At 68.6% G+C, this 18,517-nt stretch carries 14 protein-coding genes; 11 read left to right on the top strand and 3 right to left on the bottom strand.

Going from position 1 to position 18,517, the window contains the following annotated elements; all coding sequences use genetic code 11:
• Positions 1-573: 573 nt before the first annotated feature.
• The 9 genes from AB0I28_RS19850 to AB0I28_RS19890 all read left to right on the top strand — a co-directional run bounded on the left by AB0I28_RS19850 (position 574) and on the right by AB0I28_RS19890 (position 11,178).
• On the top strand, positions 574-1,698 hold the full coding sequence (locus tag AB0I28_RS19850; RefSeq protein WP_357495239.1) for a hypothetical protein: 1,125 nt from the start codon (positions 574-576) through the stop codon (positions 1,696-1,698).
• The gene (locus tag AB0I28_RS19855) at positions 1,695-2,759 is read left to right on the top strand and encodes a hypothetical protein (RefSeq protein ID WP_357495241.1); all 1,065 of its coding nucleotides are present in this window, start codon (positions 1,695-1,697) and stop codon (positions 2,757-2,759) included. Before AB0I28_RS19850 ends, AB0I28_RS19855 begins: the two co-directional genes overlap by 4 nt.
• Before the next feature lie 61 nt (positions 2,760-2,820).
• Positions 2,821-3,999, top strand: a complete 1,179-nt coding sequence (locus tag AB0I28_RS19860; protein WP_357495243.1) for a hypothetical protein — start codon at positions 2,821-2,823, stop codon at positions 3,997-3,999.
• The gene (locus tag AB0I28_RS19865) at positions 3,996-5,219 is read left to right on the top strand and encodes an MFS transporter (protein ID WP_357495245.1); all 1,224 of its coding nucleotides are present in this window, start codon (positions 3,996-3,998) and stop codon (positions 5,217-5,219) included. Before AB0I28_RS19860 ends, AB0I28_RS19865 begins: the two co-directional genes overlap by 4 nt.
• 31 nt (positions 5,220-5,250) lie before the next feature.
• A complete protein-coding gene (gene iolG, locus AB0I28_RS19870; RefSeq protein WP_357495247.1) occupies positions 5,251-6,240 on the top strand; it encodes an inositol 2-dehydrogenase in 990 nt (329 codons plus the stop codon).
• Between the two features lie 62 nt (positions 6,241-6,302).
• On the top strand, positions 6,303-7,406 hold the full coding sequence (locus AB0I28_RS19875) for a GDP-mannose 4,6-dehydratase (protein ID WP_357495249.1): 1,104 nt from the start codon (positions 6,303-6,305) through the stop codon (positions 7,404-7,406).
• Positions 7,407-7,451: 45 nt separating this feature from the next.
• The gene (locus tag AB0I28_RS19880) at positions 7,452-8,732 is read left to right on the top strand and encodes an MFS transporter (protein ID WP_357495251.1); all 1,281 of its coding nucleotides are present in this window, start codon (positions 7,452-7,454) and stop codon (positions 8,730-8,732) included.
• Positions 8,729-9,925: a nucleotide disphospho-sugar-binding domain-containing protein gene (locus tag AB0I28_RS19885; RefSeq protein WP_357495253.1), complete on the top strand. Its 1,197-nt coding sequence runs from the start codon at positions 8,729-8,731 to the stop codon at positions 9,923-9,925. Before AB0I28_RS19880 ends, AB0I28_RS19885 begins: the two co-directional genes overlap by 4 nt.
• A 38-nt stretch (positions 9,926-9,963) precedes the next feature.
• The gene (locus AB0I28_RS19890; protein ID WP_357495255.1) at positions 9,964-11,178 is read left to right on the top strand and encodes an NUDIX hydrolase N-terminal domain-containing protein; all 1,215 of its coding nucleotides are present in this window, start codon (positions 9,964-9,966) and stop codon (positions 11,176-11,178) included.
• A 23-nt stretch (positions 11,179-11,201) separates the two neighbouring features.
• On the opposite strand, the gene AB0I28_RS19895 is transcribed toward AB0I28_RS19890, so the two are convergent.
• Complete coding sequence (locus tag AB0I28_RS19895) at positions 11,202-12,227, bottom strand: FAD-binding oxidoreductase (protein ID WP_357495257.1); 1,026 nt, start codon at positions 12,225-12,227, stop codon at positions 11,202-11,204.
• A 113-nt stretch (positions 12,228-12,340) separates the two neighbouring features.
• Between AB0I28_RS19895 and AB0I28_RS19900 the strand changes: the two genes are divergently transcribed.
• Positions 12,341-15,103: an FG-GAP repeat protein gene (locus tag AB0I28_RS19900; protein ID WP_357495259.1), complete on the top strand. Its 2,763-nt coding sequence runs from the start codon at positions 12,341-12,343 to the stop codon at positions 15,101-15,103.
• 62 nt (positions 15,104-15,165) lie between these two features.
• On the opposite strand, the gene AB0I28_RS19905 is transcribed toward AB0I28_RS19900, so the two are convergent.
• Both AB0I28_RS19905 and AB0I28_RS19910 read right to left on the bottom strand, forming a co-directional pair.
• Complete coding sequence (locus tag AB0I28_RS19905; protein ID WP_357495260.1) at positions 15,166-16,683, bottom strand: hypothetical protein; 1,518 nt, start codon at positions 16,681-16,683, stop codon at positions 15,166-15,168.
• A 7-nt stretch (positions 16,684-16,690) separates the two neighbouring features.
• Positions 16,691-17,224, bottom strand: coding sequence for a hypothetical protein (locus AB0I28_RS19910; RefSeq protein ID WP_357495261.1), 534 nt, complete (start codon positions 17,222-17,224; stop codon positions 16,691-16,693).
• Positions 17,225-17,470: 246 nt separating this feature from the next.
• Between AB0I28_RS19910 and AB0I28_RS19915 the strand changes: the two genes are divergently transcribed.
• The gene (locus AB0I28_RS19915; protein WP_357495263.1) at positions 17,471-18,472 is read left to right on the top strand and encodes a GNAT family N-acetyltransferase; all 1,002 of its coding nucleotides are present in this window, start codon (positions 17,471-17,473) and stop codon (positions 18,470-18,472) included.
• The last annotated feature ends 45 nt before the right edge of the window (positions 18,473-18,517 follow it).

Below are 18,517 nucleotides of genomic sequence, written 5' to 3' on the forward strand. Positions count from 1 at the left end.
AAAAAGCACTTACCGTGCTTGCTGTTCTGCGTCGCGATAATCGGCGCATCTCGGCGGCGACGGGCCTTGGTGTAAACGGTGTCATGTGCGCCTATCGGCCCACTACCGTCGAGCTACTTTTATGCACATCGCGGTACGCGTGCCCTATCGAGAAAACGATCCACGGCTCACAGTGGGCGTGAGGTCCGAGCAATACGATGAATGCGCTGACTTGGCTTGTGCAGGCCGGCGACTTCGTGTTCGGACTGGAAGGTGCGCAGTGGGCTCGGCCCGTCCCGGGGATGTTCTGCCTGGTAGATCCGTATGGGGCCGACGGTCCATGCGCGGAGATGGCCGCACTGCTTGTGTTCGACGGGGTCGGTTCCGGTGCGAAAAAAGAATTCGCGGCACCACCTGCGTCAATGTCGAAAATGCGATGTCGAGAGATGAACGAGCGGTTGACAATGCCAGTCAAGCCCTCTTAGTCTCGGTTCTCGTCGAGCTGCCCGTGCCCGGTTGCGTCCGAAGGTCGAAGCAACAGTAAGCCAGTCATCGAGGAATGGTTCCAGTATGCCCACAGTAGTAGACGAGTCCTTGCCCGCCGAGACCGTTGCCCTGCGCATCGGCGACACTCGAATCCCGTACCTCATCGGTGGAGTGGACGCCTTCCTCGCCGCCGCGAAGGATCTCCATGCCGACAAGTGGATCGTGGTCGCGAGCGAGCAGCCTACTCTGCGCAGGTATGCCCAAGACCTTGCCGAAGCACTGTCCACGATCGCGCCGAGCAGCGTCATCACTCTTGGCGACGGCGAACGCTTCAAGTCGATCGCGACCGTCGAACGGCTCTGCGAGAAGGCGGTGGAGGCCGGCGCCACTCGTTCGTCGGTCATGGTCACGGTCGGCGGCGGAAACGCCTGCAACATCGGCGGACTGTGCGCGTCCCTGCTCTTTCGCGGGATACGTCTCGTCCAGGTTCCGACCACCCTGATGGCGATGTCGGATGTCGTCCTCTCGCTCAAGCAGGGCGTCAATCTGACCGGCATGAAGAACATGCTCGGCACCTATCACGTCGCCGAACTCATCTGGGCGGATCCGCAGGTCCTGACGACACTGCCTCCGCAGGAGGTCAGGGCGGGTCTGGCCGAGATCATCAAGAACTCCCTGGTGCTCACGCCCCACCACGTCGACGTCCTGCTCGCCACGTTGAACCCGGCGGCCGAGTACACAGCGGGCCAGCTGGAGAAGTTCCTCGAAATGGCCATCGAGAGCAAATCGCTGGTGCTTCAGCACGATCCACGCGAACGCGGCCGCGCGCTCGTTCTCGAATACGGCCACACCGTGGGTCATGCCCTGGAAGCACTTTCGTCGAATCGAATAACCCACGGTTTCGGTGTGGGCCTGGGCATGCGGGTCGCCGCTCGGGTATCCCACCGTCTCGGTCACCTGGACGAGCAGTCCGTCGCGATGCACGACAGGCTTCTCCGCCGAGCCGGCCTCCCCTTGGGCATCCCGACGTACGAGGACGAATTCATGACGGCGGACCGTTTGCGGGGGAAGCTGATCTGCGACAACAAACGGGGGTACATCGGCTCCGCCGACGATCAGGTGGCGATGGTGCTGCTCAACCGGTTGGGCGTTCCCGTCACGACCGCGGGCGTGCCTTTGGCGGTGGCCCCTGCCGACATGGTCGTCGAGACGGCATGCGAGCTGCTCTCGTGACGTCGCAAGAGAAGGGCCGGCATGCCTCACGGCCCTCCGTCAACGACGAAACCGGCGAAGCCGCCGCCTGTGCGGCCTCCGTGCCCGGCCGGATCTGCATCGCCGGAGAGTCCCTGGACTGGATGACGGGAGACGCCTCGATCACCGCGGCGATCCCGGCACGGACCACGGTGCGGGCCGCCCGCGGCGGCGACAGCGACGTCGTCACGTTCCGGGTCGGTGAGCCGTTCAACGCTTCACAGCGGGTTCTGCTGCCCGAACTCGGACGGCTCTCGAACACCCCCGCCCGATACCTTCAGGCGACGGCGTACGAGTTGGCCACGGCGACCACTGTGGACTTGCGTGGGCTGACGCTCTCGTCCGAGACCGACCTTCCGGTCGCGGCGGGCACGTCCAGCAGTGCCGCGGTGACGGTCGCGGCCTCCGCCGCGATCCTCGGCCTCGTCAAGGCTCTGGACAGGTCACTCGACACCGCCGTCGCCCACGCGCATTCGGCCGAGACCGTCCACCTGGGCACCGGCGCCGGCTGGATGGACTTCCTCGCCTGCGGGCACGGCGGTGTCGTCCGCATCCAGCCGAACGCGGGTCCGAAGGTGACGCGGCTGGCGGAAAGCCTGCAGTGCTCGATCGTGCTGGTAGACACGATGGAGCGCCGTAAGACGCCGACGGTGCTGGCCACGAAACGCGCCCGGTTCGAGCGGGCGGACCCGGCACTCAACACCTATGTCGACGAAGTCGGCCATGTCGTGCGCGAACTGACCGGGCGCCTGGCGTCGACCAGCATCGCGCACGACGCGGTCGGTGCGCTCGTCAGCCACGCACAGGAGCTGCTCCGACGCCTGGTCGGATGTTCGACCGAGCTCATCGACGAGTGCGCCGCCCGCATGATGAACGCCGGAGCATTCGGCGCCAAGCTCTCCGGTTCGGGCTACGGAGGCTGTCTGTTCGCACTCGCACCGCCGGACGCGGTCGCGAGTATTCGATCGGCGCTGTCGACGCTTCCGATCACGACGCACCTCTTCGACGACTGCGAACCACGTGGGCTCCTGCCCGGTGCCTGACGGCCGCTGTCACTCCTCAAGGCGAGGACCGGTCCCCTGAAACGCAGAGAGGAGCAAGGCCATGTCCGGCGCTACCGGGCTTTCGACGCTTTCGACGGTGGTCATGGCTCACCCGAGCAGAAGAGCGCAGGCCGAAGGGCTTCGAGGCCGGCATCCTCGACTCGATATCTCGGTCGTCTTCGATCCGGAGCCGGAAGGGCCGCCGTCTGCGCTGCGCACAGCCGCGGTCGCCTGGAGTCGTGTCGGTCCCGCCGCGACGCACCACCTGGTCCTGCAGGACGACGTCACGCTCTGCCGCGGCTTCGAGCACCTGGTCACGTTCGCCATCGGGACCCGGCCGAGCGAGGCGATCGTCCTGTTCAGCGAGTGGAGTGGACCCACCGGGCAAGTGGGCCGCCTGGCGGCCCTGCTCGGCCGCACCTGGACCCCGGTCGCCGAGCACTCGGTACCGCCGGTCGGCATCGTGCTCTCCCGAGAGCTCGCGCTCGGCTTCGCGGACTTCATTTCGTCGACGGCACGGCCCGGCATGGACCGGGACTCCCAGCTGCTCTACGAGTACCTGAACTCGGCCGGAGTCGTACCGCACGTCTGCGTCCCGAACCTCGTCGAGCACGATCTCTTCGCTACGTCGAGCATCTGGCCCGGCAACGTCACCAAAGGCCTGCGCAGGTCGATGTGTTTCGCCGACGACGTGGCCGGACCGTGGGACTTCAGGGCAGGCCCTTCGGCGTTGCCGCCGTTCATCCCCTATCACTCGTACAAGTCGCTCAGCGCCATGACCGCTTTCGCGCGCGACGCCGACAATCACTGGCGTTACGGCCACACGGCCGAGGTGCTCGCCGCGATGGGGGTGGACCTGTCGGGTCTGGAGGCCGAGTTCGGGGAATCGCTGGCCGAGTTCTCAGACCGCCTCGGCCGTCTGGTCAGCCCGGCGTTCCTGCACGAATCCTGGCTCACCGCCGCGGCTTTGGGGATGTCGGTCCCGCCTGACCGGATGCATCCCGACGGGTCCCGGCCATCCGTCGTGTCCAATGTGGTCGGGACACTGGTCCAAGGACCGCTGCGTCGCGTACTTTCCGCGACGGCCTTGGCGCACCTCGCCGAAGTCGCCGAACCGTTCCTGTTCGCCGGGCTGACGCGAGGCGAGCAGCTGCGACGCGAGCAGGCGGCGGCCTTCGCGGATCCCGACTGGCGACGAGTGGGCGAACGCGTCTCCGTCAGGAAAGGCGTGACCCCTTGATCGGACGCCTGCTCGCGCCCTACAAGGCCATCGCGCACAGCCGCGCGCTCCTCCTCACCTTCATCTGCCTGGTTATCTCCGGAGTGTCGATCTCCGGCTACATGGTGACCTTGCCGATCTACGCCTCCCAGGTCATCGGCGCGAGACCCGCCGAGGTCGGTGCGTACTTCGCCACGATCTCCCTCACCGCTATCCCCATCACGCTGGTGGTCGGGAAGTACTCCGACCGGCTCGCGTCACGACGGTTCCTGCTCACGGTCGTCAGTATCTGGGTCGGGCTCGGCTTCGCGGTCATCAGCCTGACCGGGACCTTCCTGCAGCTGCTGTGCGTCGGCCTCGCGTTCGTGTCGTTCCAGCACATCGTGAACGGCCAGATGCTCGCACTCGCCCGGGAGATCTGCGTGTTGAGCGGTAAGGAAGCCACCAGCCTCCTCGCCAACCTGCGTTCGGGCTACTCCCTGGGATACGTACTGGGCCCGGTGGTGCTCGGCGCCGCGATCGCGGTCGTCGACATTCACGCCGTCTTCATCGGGTTCGGGGTGCTCTACACCGTTCCGATCGTCGTCAGCATGGCCCTGATCGGTGGCGGGCGGCGCGCGACGACGGCGGCCACAGCGCATCGGTCGGCACCGAGGCTCGACCGGCCACTACGGCTCTATCTCCTCGGCGGCGGTCTGGCACTCGTGCTGTCCATGCCGATCATCAAGACCGCCTACCTCGGTCTGTTCGTGGTCGACGAACTCAACCGGCCGATGAACCAGATGGTCCTGGTCTTCAGCGTCTCACCGGCGCTCGAACTCATCCTCATGCCGCTGTGCGCCCTGGCCGCCGCTCAATGGGGATCACGGACCGTGGTGCTCTGGGGATGCGTCGCCGCCGTGGCCAGTCTCGCCGGAACATGGCTCGCCGAAGAGCTCTGGCAGATCGTGGCCATACAGGCCCTGGACGCACTTGTCCTCGCCTCGGTGGTCGCGGTCGGTGTCGGGCTGGTCCAGGAGATGGCGTCCAACGCCTTGGGCTACGCGACGAGCGTCTTCCAGGTATCCCGCATCTCCGGGCATCTCATCGGCAGCAGCGCCGCCGGGCTGGTCGCCGGCGCCGTCGGGCTGCGCTGTTCCTTCGGAGTCGCCGCGATCTGGGTCGCGTCGGGCGCCATCCTCGTTTGGGCCTCGACACGCTCGCCCGTGGCCGCCCGCCAAGACGCCACGGTCAAGGCCTGATCCTCGCACCGCGCACTCGAAAGGGAGAAGCATGCTCAGAATCGGCATCGTCGGCACCGGCCACATCGGCGAGGTGCACGCGCTCAACGTCGCCGCCCACCCGCTCGCCCACCTCGTCGCGGCCGCCAGTCTCCATGGCACCACCGCGGGCAAGGTCGCCCGGCGCAGCGGTGCCCAGCACCGCGGTGTCGAGGCGGTCCTGGACGCCGACGACATCGACGCGGTCATCATCGCCACACCCACGGACACCCACGCCGGGCTGATCGAACGAGCGGCGGCTGCGGGAAAGGCGATCTTCTGCGAGAAGCCCGTGGACCTCGACGTCGAACGCACCCGAGCCTGCCTGCGCGCGGTGCAGTCGGCGAAGGTGCCGCTCATGATCGGTTTCAACCGGCGCTTCGACGGCAACTTCGCCGAACTGAAACGACAACTGGACGCCGGGGCCGTCGGCGACTGCGAGATGGTCACCATCCTCTCGCGCGACCCCCAACCACCACCGGCCGAGTACCTCCCCGGCTCCGGTGGCCTGTTCCGGGACATGACCATCCACGACTTCGACATGGCCCGGCACCTACTGAACGAGGAGCCGGTCAGCGTCTACGCCGTCGGTTCCGCCCTCGTCGACCCCGACCTGCGAACCACAGGTCACATCGACACTGCATCGGTCACGCTGACGACGAGGAGTGGACGCATCGCGCACATCTCGAACTCGCGCCGCGCGACCTACGGCTACGACCAGCGCATCGAAGTGCACGGATCGGAGGGCATGCTGCGCGCCGAGAACCTGCACACCTCGACGGTGGAGAAGGCCGGCGCCGGGGGCTTCACCCGGGCACCACTGCTTCCGTTCTTCCCCGAGCGCTATTCCCAGGCCTTCCGGGCCGAAATCGACGCGTTCATCACCGCCGTCCTCGCCGGGACCGCGATCGCCCCCTCCGGCGAGGACGGCCTGCGCGCGCAGATCCTCGCCGACGCGGCCGTCGAGTCTCAGCTGACCGGCACAGCGGTACGCATCGGCTGACGAACCTCGGTCGCGAGCCCCGATAAGGGCCGGATCCACCAACCGACAGAACGGGAGCACCGATGCTGGAACAGTCATGGTCCGAGGCCGAGCGAGCCGGCCTCCTCGCGGAGTTCGGCGACCTCTATCGTGATCGGGCGGCCCTGGTCACCGGCGCCGACGGCTTTCTGGGTTCCCACCTCACCGACGCGCTGGTGAGCCTGGGCGCGAGAGTCCACACGGTCGTGAGGGCGCGATCCGGTCGCAGTCTCACCAACCTGGAACACCTGCGTGAGAACGTCACGATCACGTGGGGCGATCTGTCCGACAGGCACACCGTCGACAGGGCCGTCCGCGCCCTGGCCGCCGATGACGAGAAGCCCTTCGTCTTCAACTTCGCCGCCCAGCCGCACGTCCACCGGTCCTGGACGCAGCCCTACGAAACCGTCAGTTCGAACATCATCGCGACCCTGAACCTCCTGCAGTCCATCGTCGACCACGGCCTCGAACTACAGCATTTCGACCAAGTCGGCACTTCCGAGGAGTACGGGAACAGTCACGGCCGCCAGTTCACCGAGGACGTCCAGCGCATCGAGGTCACGTTCGACGAAGAGTCGCCACTCGACCCGCGCAGCATCTATGGAACCACCAAGGTGGCGCAGGACTTCCTCGCGCGGAACTACCACGCCGCATATGGGGTTCCGGTCACGGTCGTCCGCCTCTTCAACCACTTCGGGCCACGTCAGACATACGACTTCATCACCGGAACGGTCATCACCCAAGCCCTACAGCGCGACACCGTGATCCTCGGGGACACCAGGCCGAGCCGGGACTTCACCTATTGCACCGACGGTGTGCGCGCCCATCTGGCCACGGCGGCCACCGTCGCTTCGGGCGATGTGTACACCTACGGCAACGGACAGGACATCAGTATCCGGGAGTGGGCGCGACTCATCCTCGCCGTCGGGCGGTCCAAAGGGCACTGGGGTGAGTGCGAGATCGTCGAGGACCGCTCCCTCATGCGGCCGGGAGGCACGGAGGTCCTGGCGCTCAAGGTCGACTACGGGAAGATCCGCTCTGTGACGGGCTGGCAGCCGACGGTGAACTGGGAGGACGGAATCCTGCGGACGATCGAGTGGTTCGCGCGCAATCGGTCTCGCTGGGGGAGCCTCCCCGCGCTCGTATGAGCCTCCCGTACCGCTCGCCCTAGATCAGCGGAGTCAGGAACCCACATGCTCAGCGTCGTCATCCAGACGTACCGCGATGTACTCGCACAACGCCATACTCGTGCCACCTTCGTCTGCCTGATCATCTCCGGAGCCGCGATCTCCGGATACGTCTACGCGTTGCCGGTTCACCTGGACGCCACGACGACGAGCGGGCCGCGGGGCATCGGGCTCTACTTCGCCGCGGCGAGCTTGACCGCCATCCCGGTGACGCTGGTTCTGGGGCGTTACTCCGACCGTGTTCGCTCACGAGGCAGGTTGGCCGCGGCCGGTGCGTGCTGGGTCGCCATCGGCATGATCGCGCTGAATCTGGTCGAGGGCTATGTCGCCGTTGTCGTCGTCGGTGTCGTCTTCATCTCTCTCATCGACTTCACCAACGGACAGCTCCTCGCCGTCGGCAGAGAACTCGTGTCCCTACCCGACCACCAGGCGAGCGGGGTGCTCACGAGCCTGCGGTCCGGATACTCGCTGGGGTACACCATCGGTCCCGTACTGCTCGGGGGCATCGTCTTGCTCCTGGACACCGGCGCGGCGTTCGCGATCTTCGGCGGGGTCTACGCCGCGGCCATCGGAATCGCCATGCTCCGTACCCCAGCCGGGCGCGGGCCGGCGCGAGAGGCGTCCCATCCCGAGACAGCATCGCGTCCAAGGGTTACGAGGGTGCGCCTCTACGTCACGGGTGCCGGGCTCGCTCTGCTCCTGACCGCGCCGATCCTCAAGACCGCCTACCTCGGCGTCTTCGTCATCGACGAACTCGACATGTCCTTCACGAGCGTCGCGGCCATCTTCGGCGTCACTCCCATCATGGAGCTGGTGTTCTTGCCGTTGTGCGGCACGGCGGCGGTGCGCTGGGGGCCGCGTCGTGTCGTCCTCTCGGGGGGAGCCGTATGCGTGGTCAGTCTGCTCGGAGTCGCCGTGTCCACTCGACTCTGGCATCTGATCATCTTCCAGATCGCCGACGCCTTCGTGCTGGCCGCCGCGGTCGGAGTGGCCGTCAGCCTCGTACAGGACATGTCGCCGGGCGCGATCGGCTTCGGCACGAGCGTCTTCCAGACCGCCCGCATCAGTGGGCACCTGATCGGCAGCACCGCCGGCGGGATCATCGGCAGCGCGTTGAACCTGCGCTGGTCGTTCGCGATCGCGTCCCTGTGGGTGCTGGCGGGAACCTTGATCGTCGCCGGTGCCACCAGAAAGCCGACCGCGGCGGCACCGAAGCCGGAGAACGCGGCCGCCCGCAGGAGCTACCGACCAGTCGAGCCGAAACCGAAGGAGGACCAACGCCGGTGACGGCCGTCCGCAAGATCCTCGTCCTGCCCTGGGGAAACGGCATGGGCCACATCGCCAGATGCATGGTGCTGGCCACGGCCCTGGCCAGACGCGGCGCCCACGTGACAGTCGCGGCCGAACCGGCCAGGAGGCACGCCGAGCTCATTCTCGACGGCGATTGCACCGCGATCCGCTACCCCGAACCGGCGTTGACATCCCGGCCGTGGGGGCACTGGGACGATCCGGCGTTCGTCACGGCCGCGATCGAGTCCGACCTCGCCCTCATCCGGGACTCGGGCGCGGACGCGGTGGTGCACGACGGGCGGTTGAGTTCACCGGTGGCCGCCGAGGCCCTCGGAGTCCCCAGCTTCGGCATCGGCCAGTACGTCCACTTCCCAGGACAGACCTTCGCCGGCAGGTCCAAACCACCTCCACTGTGGACACGAGCGGCACCGCCGCTGAACGCCTGGCTGAAAGGCGCGGGACTGGCGCAGATCGGCGACGACGCCCGGGAGGTGTACCTCAAGGGGAAGCTCTTGATCGCGAGCGTCCCTGAAGTGGATCCGCGGCCCGACACCTTCAACGACGAGACGACCGCCTACATCGGACCTTTGACGCGGATGACGGATCTCGAACGACGTCACCCGCAGAGGGCTCGCGGTCTCGGAGGCGAGAACCGGGATCGAGTATTCCTCTACCGGACGGTGAACGATCTGCGTCGCATCGACGAGTTCATCGACGCCTTCGCCGACATCGCGGACTCGGTCGTGATCGCGACCGGCGAACCTCACCTCACGCCGCTGCTCGACCGGGAACTCGGCCGGGCCGGCATGCGCGCCTTCGACATGGTCGACATGTCCGCCGTCATGGAACGCGCGTCCACCGCGGTGATCCACGGGGGCCACGGCACCTGCTTGACGATGCTGCAAGCCGGGCTCGTCAGTGTCGTACTTCCGGACAGCAGCCCGGAACGAGCCGCCAACGCGCAGGCGCTGGAACGTCTCGGGGTCGGCCGAAGTCTGTCCTCGGGCGCCACCGTCGACTCACCGGGGACGACCGCCGCAGAGCTTGAGGAAGATGTCGCCTGGGAGAGCGTCCGCGCTGAGCTCGACAGGCTGCGCGGCGACCGGTCCGCTCTCAGTCGAGCCGCGTGGTGGTCGGGGCGGTTGTCGGCGTACACCGCAGAGGACGCCGTCGCCCATATCCTCCGATAGCAGCTTTGGCAACCATCCCGAACGTTCACGGAGCCTCATTGCGATACGACAGAGCATCGACCTCGACAGTTCTACGCATCTGCGCGCTGGTGCAGTTCCTGCGCGCTCAAGCGGTCAACGGGCTCCACTACTTCCCCGATGCGGTCGACGAGCGACGCTTCACCGCTCTCCGCCGCCTCGCCGCCGAACTGTCGGCCCGGATCGATACCCGCGCGGCGGATGAGATCGAGGCCGAGTTCGGCACCGATGCCGGACCCCAGACGCCCCGCCTGGGAGTTGTCCTTCTGGTCACCCGAGCAGACGGTGCCCGCCTCCTGGTGCCCACGGCGCCGGGGGCTGTCGGACTACCGCGGGACCTTGTGGCGGTGGACGGGCATCCGCTGGACACGCTGAAAAGGATGATGGCGGACCTGCGGCTCACACCCGTCGCCGAGCCCGTCCTCGTCGGCATCTGCGACGGCATGACCGCGGGCGAACTCGGCCGGCACACCCTCCATCTCGCCTTCGAGCTGTCGGACGACGCCAGTCGGGCGGTGTCCAGCAGGGGTTCTTGGTCGACCGACGCGAATACGCCACTGGACGCCCTCACCGACCGTGTTCTCAACCCGGATGGAGCCGCGACCGAGACCTCGGGCCCCATCGACGTTCCATCCGAGGTCCTGAGCATCTGCGAGCGAGTGCGAGCGCTCGCCGTGGAAGGGCTCTCGTCTCACGATTCGTTCAACGTCGAGCGCTTCACGCGGATCACCAGCGTGATCGATGAGACGGTCGCACCGGCCGGACGAAACGAGCTGACGCTGCCGCGAACGGCCGTCGACACAGCACAGAACACTCCGACGGTGGGTGCCGAAACACTCGTCGTCGATGGGCGGGGCAGGATCCTGCTGCTGCAACGTCCGGACACCGGCGAGTGGGCGATGCCCGGCGGTGCTTGCGAAGTCGGTGAAAGCGCCGATGCGACCGCCGTCCGGGAAACCGAGGAGGAGACCGGGCTCAAGGTGACCGTCGATCGACTGGTCGGAGTGTTCGACAACAGGCGTGTCGGCGCCGGCGGGGCCGCCATCCGGATGATCGCCGTATATGCGGCGCGGCTCGTCGACCCTGATGCACAGGCCGTGACGACCGCCGAGGCCAGGGCCGTCGCTTGGTTCGATCCGGACCAGATCGCCGCGCTGAATCTGTTTCACGGGCACCGCCGCAAGATCGACGCGGCGCTCTCGGCTCTCCGAAACGGTGAGGTGAACGTGATCTAGCGGTCGGGTCGTCCCCCTCGACCTCAGCGGAACCTGTCCGGCCGGCAACCGGCGAGTTCGGGGGCCGGTTGCCCGGTGAGGATCTCGCCGGCGGCGAGGCGGCCGACCGCGGCGGCCAGCGTGATCGCCGAGTGCATCACGGCGACGTACAGGCCCCGGGTTCCGGTGGGGCGGCCGACGATGGGCTCGCCGTCGGCGGGCATGGGGCGCCAGCCGATCTCGGCGGAGACGATCTCGGTGTCGTCGGCGCCGGTGAAGGTGGCGGCGATGCGGTCGCGGACGCGGTGGGCGGTCGCCAGCAGCGCGGCCTGGTCGGCCTCGCCGCGGTAGGCCGTGGGGGAAAGGATCGTGCCGTCGTCGAGTTGCCGGGCCTCCAGCCGCGGTGTCGCGACGATCGTCTTGACCAGGCCGGGATCCGCGCGCAGGCGGACGAGGATGGCCGGTGACGGCTCGACGGGCACGGTGACGCCGATCGTCGAGCACAGGGCGACCGTGCCGGTGCCGGCGGCCAGGACGACGGTCTCGGCGGGAACGAAGCCGCCGGTCGTGTGGACGCCGCCGACCGTGCCCGCCTGGTGGTCGAGGCCCGTGGCCGGCGTCCCCGTCAGCACCCGCGCGCCTCGGTCGCGTGCGGCGGCGACCAGGATCTCGGCCGCCGCGACGGGGTCGAGTGCCGCGTCTTCGGGGCGATGGACGGCCTCGGCCGGTGGGTCGAGCAGGTGCGGTTCCAGTGCCGCGACATCGCCGGTGCGCGGCCCGGGCTCTTCGTCGAAGCCGTCCCAGCTGAGCGATCCCGACCAGCGGATCGACAACGCGGGAAGCTCGGCCTCCAGCCGCCGGTACTCGTCGAGGGCGAGGTATCGCAGCGGTGCCGAGGGCAGGTCGCTGATGCGCGGTCGCCCGATCCAGGCGAAAGAGGCGCGGGTGGCGCCCGAACCGGGCAGCCCCGCGTCGATCAACGTGACAGGCCGGCCGCGCCCGGCCAGCCGGTACGCCAGGCACGACCCGACGATGCCGGCACCGACCACGACAATGCTGCGATCCGTCACCCGAGTGTTCTATCAAGTCGGGCACGGCCGGTGAACCTCGGCGTGCGGACCTCGGGGTTCACCAGTATGCTCGCCGAGCCCGCACGCCCCTTTTCTTGCCCGCAGGATCGCCCATGCCTTCCAGGCTCCACGCCGCCCTCATCGCGGTCGCCCTCGCCATGTCCGGTGTCGTCGTCTCTTCGGCGAGCGCCTCAGCCGAGGAAACGCCGAACCCGCCGGACACGGTCACCGACCTTCCCTTGGGAACCGTCTCGGATGTGCTGGTCGATGACGAGCGCGGCCAGGTCTTCGTGTCCTTGACCGCCCCGGATTCGGTTGCCGTCGTCGACTTCGACGGCACGGCGCGGCAGATGATCGCGCTGGACGGGACGCCGACGGCGATGGTCCTGGGGCCCGACGGGGGCAGCGTCCATGTCGCCGAGCTGGGGGCGTCCGAGCTGACGGTGATCGACGCGCGGACGTTCGCGCTGTCGACGATCGCGCTGCCTTCCGGGCAGTGCGCACGGTCGCTGGCGTCCACCGGGGGCCGGATCTGGTACGGCTTCGAGGACTGCGCGACGCACACCGGCGGAGGGCTCGGCACGGTCGACCCGGCCACGGGCCAAGCGGCCGACACCGGAGTGGACGCACCCCGGGCGGATGTCCACGCCCTCCCGGATCGCCCGGATCGGCTGTTCGTGACCGAACGGGTCGAAACGGCGGGTGCGTTCCACGTGTTCGACGTGTCCTCCGGCGCTCCGGTCGAGGTCGGGTCGGCCGATCACGCGGGCTGCGTCGATGCCGCGCTGCTGAACGGCGGCGACCATGTTGTCGGCGCCTGCGGAAGCGGCTACGAGTTCTTCAAGACGGCGGACCTGTCCCGAACGCGGGTGCTCGGCGTCGCCGAGGGGAAGCCCAGCGCGGTCGCGGTCGACACCGACGGGCGGCTGATGGCCACGGCCGAGACCGGCGTGTTCCCGGTCATCACCGTGCGCAGGATCGCCGACGGGGCGCCGCAGCAGGAGATTCGGCGGTACCGGGCGGTCACCACCTGGGGCTGGAAGCTGCACCCGCGCTCGCTGGAGTTCGCGGCCAACGGCTGGCTCATCGCCGCCTACTCGTTCTCCTACGGCGACCGCGTGGTCGCGCCGCAGCTTCGGATCCTGCGGGAACCGACCCGGATCCAGACCTCGATCTCGATGGGCGCGCCCTACGCGGTCGACTACCGGCAGGCCGTGCGGTTGACGGGCGCGTTGTCAAGAGGCCCGGGCGTGGAGACGACCGTCTCCATCACCAGGTCGTACCGGTGGGCCAACCCGGTGGAGCTGGGCTCGGTACCGGTGGCCGCGAACGGATCCTTCACGTTCACCGACACTCCCGGGGCCTCCGGCCCGTACTCCTACACCGCTACATGGGCGGGTGACGCCGGACATCTGCCGGCGCAAGGGGGGAGCACGGTGCGGGTCAACCCGCTTCCGTTCGACTTCAACGGTGACGGGTTCGCCGAGACCGTGGTCGCCGCGCCAGGTGAGGACATCGGGTCGGACAAGGACACCGGGACGGTCCACATCCTGCCCGGTACCGCCTCGGGGGCGGCTGGCACCGCGAGCATCGCGATCAACCAGGACAGCACCGGCGTCCCGGGCTCCGGCGAGACCGGCGACGGATTCGGCAAGACCACCGCCAGTGGGGACTTCAACGGCGACGGGCACGCCGACTTGGCCGTGGCCGCACCCGGCGAGGACCTCGGGTCGGCACGTGACGCCGGGCAGGTCATCGTGTTCTTCGGCCGACCGGATGGAAGTCTGCAGCAGTACCCGACGGCCCTCAACCTCATCGCCCCCGGCGCCGGCGACTCATTCGGTGCTGCCCTGACGGTCGGCGACTTCGACGCCGACGGGTTCGACGATCTCGTCGTCGGGGCTCCCGGGAAGGGCGCCGGCCAGGCATTCCTTTACAACGGCCCCCTTGAGCGGACATCGGTCCGGGTGATCAAGCAAGGAGACCGATCCGTGCCTGGGAAGGCCGAGACCGGAGACCGCTTCGGTGAAGCCCTGGCCGCCGGAGACATCAACGCCGACGGCAACGACGATCTCGTGATCGGAGCACCGGGCGACAAGGAGGACACGGGACGGGCTACCGGCGTCGTGACCCTCATGTACGGCAGCAGCGGGTCCGGTCCCGGAGGCGGCTCCCGGCTGTCGAAAGCGACCCCCGGGGTCCCCGGCACGGCGGGAGGCTACGACTCGGCCAAGGGCGACGATCCCGACCGTTTCGGCGCCCAGGTCGCCCTGAGCGACCTCAACGGCGACGGCAAAGCCGACCTGGCTGTCACCGCGCCCGGCGCGGCGGTCACCGGTACCGACGGCAAGCGCAAGGCGGACGCCGGAACCCTCAACGTGCTGTACTCCGACGGGAAGAAGATCGGCCCTGCCGGGGCCGTCCAGATCACCCAGGCCACCAGCGGCGTCCCCGGTAATACCGGCGCCGACGACAAGTTCGGCAAGACCCTCGCCTCCGCCGACGTCAACGGGGACCGGATCGCCGACCTCGCCGTGTACAGCCCCGCCGACACTCTCGTGACCGTCTTCCCGGGCTCCGGCAGCGGTGTGGTTCCCGCTCAGGCGAAGGTGTGGACACAGGACACCGCGGGAATCCCGGGATCGACCGAGACCGGCGACGACTGGGGGGCGACCCTGCGATTCCTCGACATCACCGGCACCGGGTACCACGCCCTGGTCGTCGGTGCCCCGGGTGAGAACGGGGCTCAAGGCGCGGCCACCGTCATCTACTCCACCAGCACCGGACTCGCCGCCTCCGGTTCCGACTACCTCTCCCAGGACACGCCGGGCATCGCGGGCACGGCCGAGAACGGCGACCGCTTCGGCGGCTCCTGACGGGGAAGGAGGCGGTCCGCGCCGCCTCCTTCCCCGCGCCGCCGCTGGTCATCGGCGTCGGATCAGCCCCCGTCCCTCGGCGGCGGTTGCGTGTAACCGCCGTGCGGACCGTCCGGGTCGTACTCGTCGTCAGTGGTCCACACGGGATCGTCGGCGGGCGGCGACTCGACGATGATCGATGTGCCGTCGCCCATCGGGACGACGGTGTCGGGCATCACCGGGTTGTAGCTGCCGGGGGCCTGGCCCGATTCGGGGGCGGTGGCCGGAAGCGGGCTGATGGGAACGTCGGCGACGTCGGGTACTTGGGTGGGGACGTCGTCGAGGTTGCCGCGCTGCCGCTCGTCGTCGATGAGGGCCTGGAGACCGGCGGCGCTGTCCTGGTCGGTTTCGGCGTAGGCCCAGGCGATGTCGACGAGGATGCCGCCGACGTCGACGAGATCGTCGCGGGTCTGGCCGATGCGGTGGACCAGGACGTCGAGCAGGTGGTCGAGATAGGCCACCGCCCCGGCGCCGATGAACTCGGCGTCGCTGAGCCCGGCGGTCAGGCTCGATCCGCTGTAGGGCAACCGGGATCCGGCCTCCCCGTAGGTCGCCGCGACGATCGGCAGGCGCCTCGTGCCGGCCATCCACAGCTCCAGGAGGTCGACGGTCTGGTCGTTGCTGTCACCGTAGAACGGGAACTCCGTCAGATACTGGTTCGCGTTGAGGGTCGCCACGTCGGGGCGCGGTACGACCAAGGCAGACCCGTCGCCGACTTCGTCCACATCGGACGTCAGCACCGCCAGCAGCCGGTCGGCCTCGGTCACCATGCGCTCGCACAAGGAGTCGCTGACACTGTTGAACTGCGACAGGATCTCGAACGGCGAGCCGAAGGTCCGGGTGGTGGATCCGCCGGACGACTCGGTCGCCGAGCTTCCCAGGCTCGCCAGGCCGCCGACGATGGCGATGCCGCCGCCGACGGCCTCCGGGGCGGCCAGTCCCGCGGTTCCGAAGACCGCGGCGACGGTTCCCGCGACGGTCGCGACGATCCCGGCGACCTTGAAGCCGGTGCTCCACGCACTCGAACCCCCGCTTTCCTTGCGGTAACCGCGACACGCGGCGATGGCACTGTCGAGGATCGCGTCGAAGTCCTTGCGGCCGGCGGCCATGATCTGCCGGTATCCGCCCACCAGGCCGGCCAGTTCGCTGGTGACGACGAGCTGGTTGAGGTTGACGCGCTCGAACTTGTCGTAGTAGCCGGTCCGGAACTGGCCGGCGGCCCGGGTCGACCAGCCCTGCAGTTCGGTGTCGAGGCCGCGGAACTCGCCCATGGCCGTCTGGAGGTCGCGGAACCCGTCGTAGAGTTTGCCGACCACGGGTTCGAGGCTGAAGGGGTTGCCGGAGACGACGAACTTGGCGTTCATGTGGACCTGGTGCCAGAGGTTGGGCTGTGCGCCGACGGAGTAGAAGTCGTCGGCGCCCTCGATCTCGCTGTCTTCGATGAGGGCGTCCACGAAGGCGCGCTTGAACTCGTCGAACTTGCTCCAGATCGCGCCTTCGCTGATCAGCGCGTCGAAACCGAAGCCGGGGTTGTCGGGCATGGGGAGATCACCTGCCGGGAGGAGGGGGATGGGGTCGGTCTACTTCGGACACGGCGGCCAGTGCGGCGCGGCGCGCCAGGGTCCGTGCGCCGTCGACGGCCCGGACGGCGGCGGTGATCTCCGCGCCGAGCTCGTCGTCGTCGAGGAAATCCAGGGCGCCCGGCCTTAAGGCGAGCGCGACGTCGAGGTCCCCTTTGCGGCGGGCCTTGGCGAGTCCGCGCGGGGATGTGGCGGTCACGTCGACGCCGTCGAGGGCGAGACGGCGCAGCCGGGCCCGCTCGACCAGTTCAGGGGAGGGCGCGCGCGATTCGTTGCCACGCCACTGTTCCTGTAACAGCTCGGTGGCCTTCAGCCGCCGGACTAAGGCGCGGCGCCAGGCGGCGGCCACCTCGGCGGCGATGTCGGCCTCACCGATCGCGGTGACCCCTCGTCCGCGTACGACAACGCTGGTGCCGCCGCCCGAGACCGTCACCCTCGCCATGCCTCGCGGGGACGTCACCGCGATCGACAGTGCCTGAAGAGCCTCGGCCAAGGATTTCATCGCGGTCACCTCCGCCGATGAGGGGCAAAGTGTGTGCCATCGGCACACGAGGTGAGGACAGGGTACGCATGCGGGTCAAGTGCGAGATGGGGTTGCTACCAGCAGAAGAAGGGTGGGCCGGGGTGCGGTCGATAAAGGAGAAGATCGTCGGTCACTTCGGGCCGGAACTCGTAGCCGGCGGCGACGGCGACGGCGGCCGAGCACAGGGTGGCCAATCGGGAGCCTTCGGGCAATAGGCTGCGCCGCATGCCTCTCGACATTCGTGCCCTCGACACCGTCTCGCCCGCCGACATCGCCGACTATCACGGGCTGATGGGCGAGCTCTATGCCGTGGAGTTTCCCGACATCGATCCGCCGACGGTTGAGGCAGTCGAGACGATGCTGCGCCCGAATCCGGCGGATGTGGGGACGCGGGTGTGGCTGGGGCGCGAGGGTGGGCGGCTGGTGGGTGGGGCTCGGCTTGACCTGCTGGGGCAGGAGAACGTCGGCTTGGCGCGGATCGGGGTGCGGGTGCGCCCGGTGGATCGGCGGCGGGGGTTGGGGACGGCTTTGTTGCAGTCGGCGATTCCGGCGATCCGGGACAGCGGCTACGACCGGCTGATCGGTGGCGCGTGGGGCGGCGGGCCGGGGAGCCGATGGGCCGCGGCGCAAGGGTTTCGGACCACGGCCAGCTTTGTGATGCAGCGTCTTGAGATCGCGGGTGGTGGGTGGCGGGCGTTGGCGGGGCCGATGCCCGACGGTTTCGAGTTGCGGCGGTGGGTGGGGCGGGTTCCCGACGACATGGTGGAGTCCTATGTGGACGGTCTGATCGCCTTCGAGGACCGGCCGGGGGATCAGGCGTCCTGGCGCTTTCCGTCGCGGACGGTCGAGCGGCTGCGGGATGAGGAGGAGCGGCTGCTGGGGCGCGGTGTGGAGCAGCGAGGGCTGGTCGCGATGGAGTCGGCGACCGGCGCCGTCGCCGGCATGACGGTGGTCGAGCTGACCCCCGACGACCAGGAGCGCGCCTTCCAGAAGGTCACCGCGGTCCTGCCGCGCCACCGGGGGCTCGGGCTCGGCGTGCGCATGAAGACGGCGATGCTGGCCTGGATCGAGGACGACCGGCCGGGCGTGCGGCGGATCCAGACCGGGACGGCGACCGCGAACGTCCACATGATCCGGATCAACCACGCGCTCGGCTTTGCCGACGCCTTCGTGTCGCTGGCGCTGGAACAGTCCGTCGCCGAACTCCTCCAGCGCTTCCCCGACTAGCGCCCGCTTCACCGACGCGGCCGTCCAGCTGACTACATTCCTCTT

Source organism: Phytomonospora sp. NPDC050363 (assembly GCF_040655735.1).
Taxonomy (GTDB): Bacteria; Actinomycetota; Actinomycetes; order Mycobacteriales; family Micromonosporaceae; genus Phytomonospora.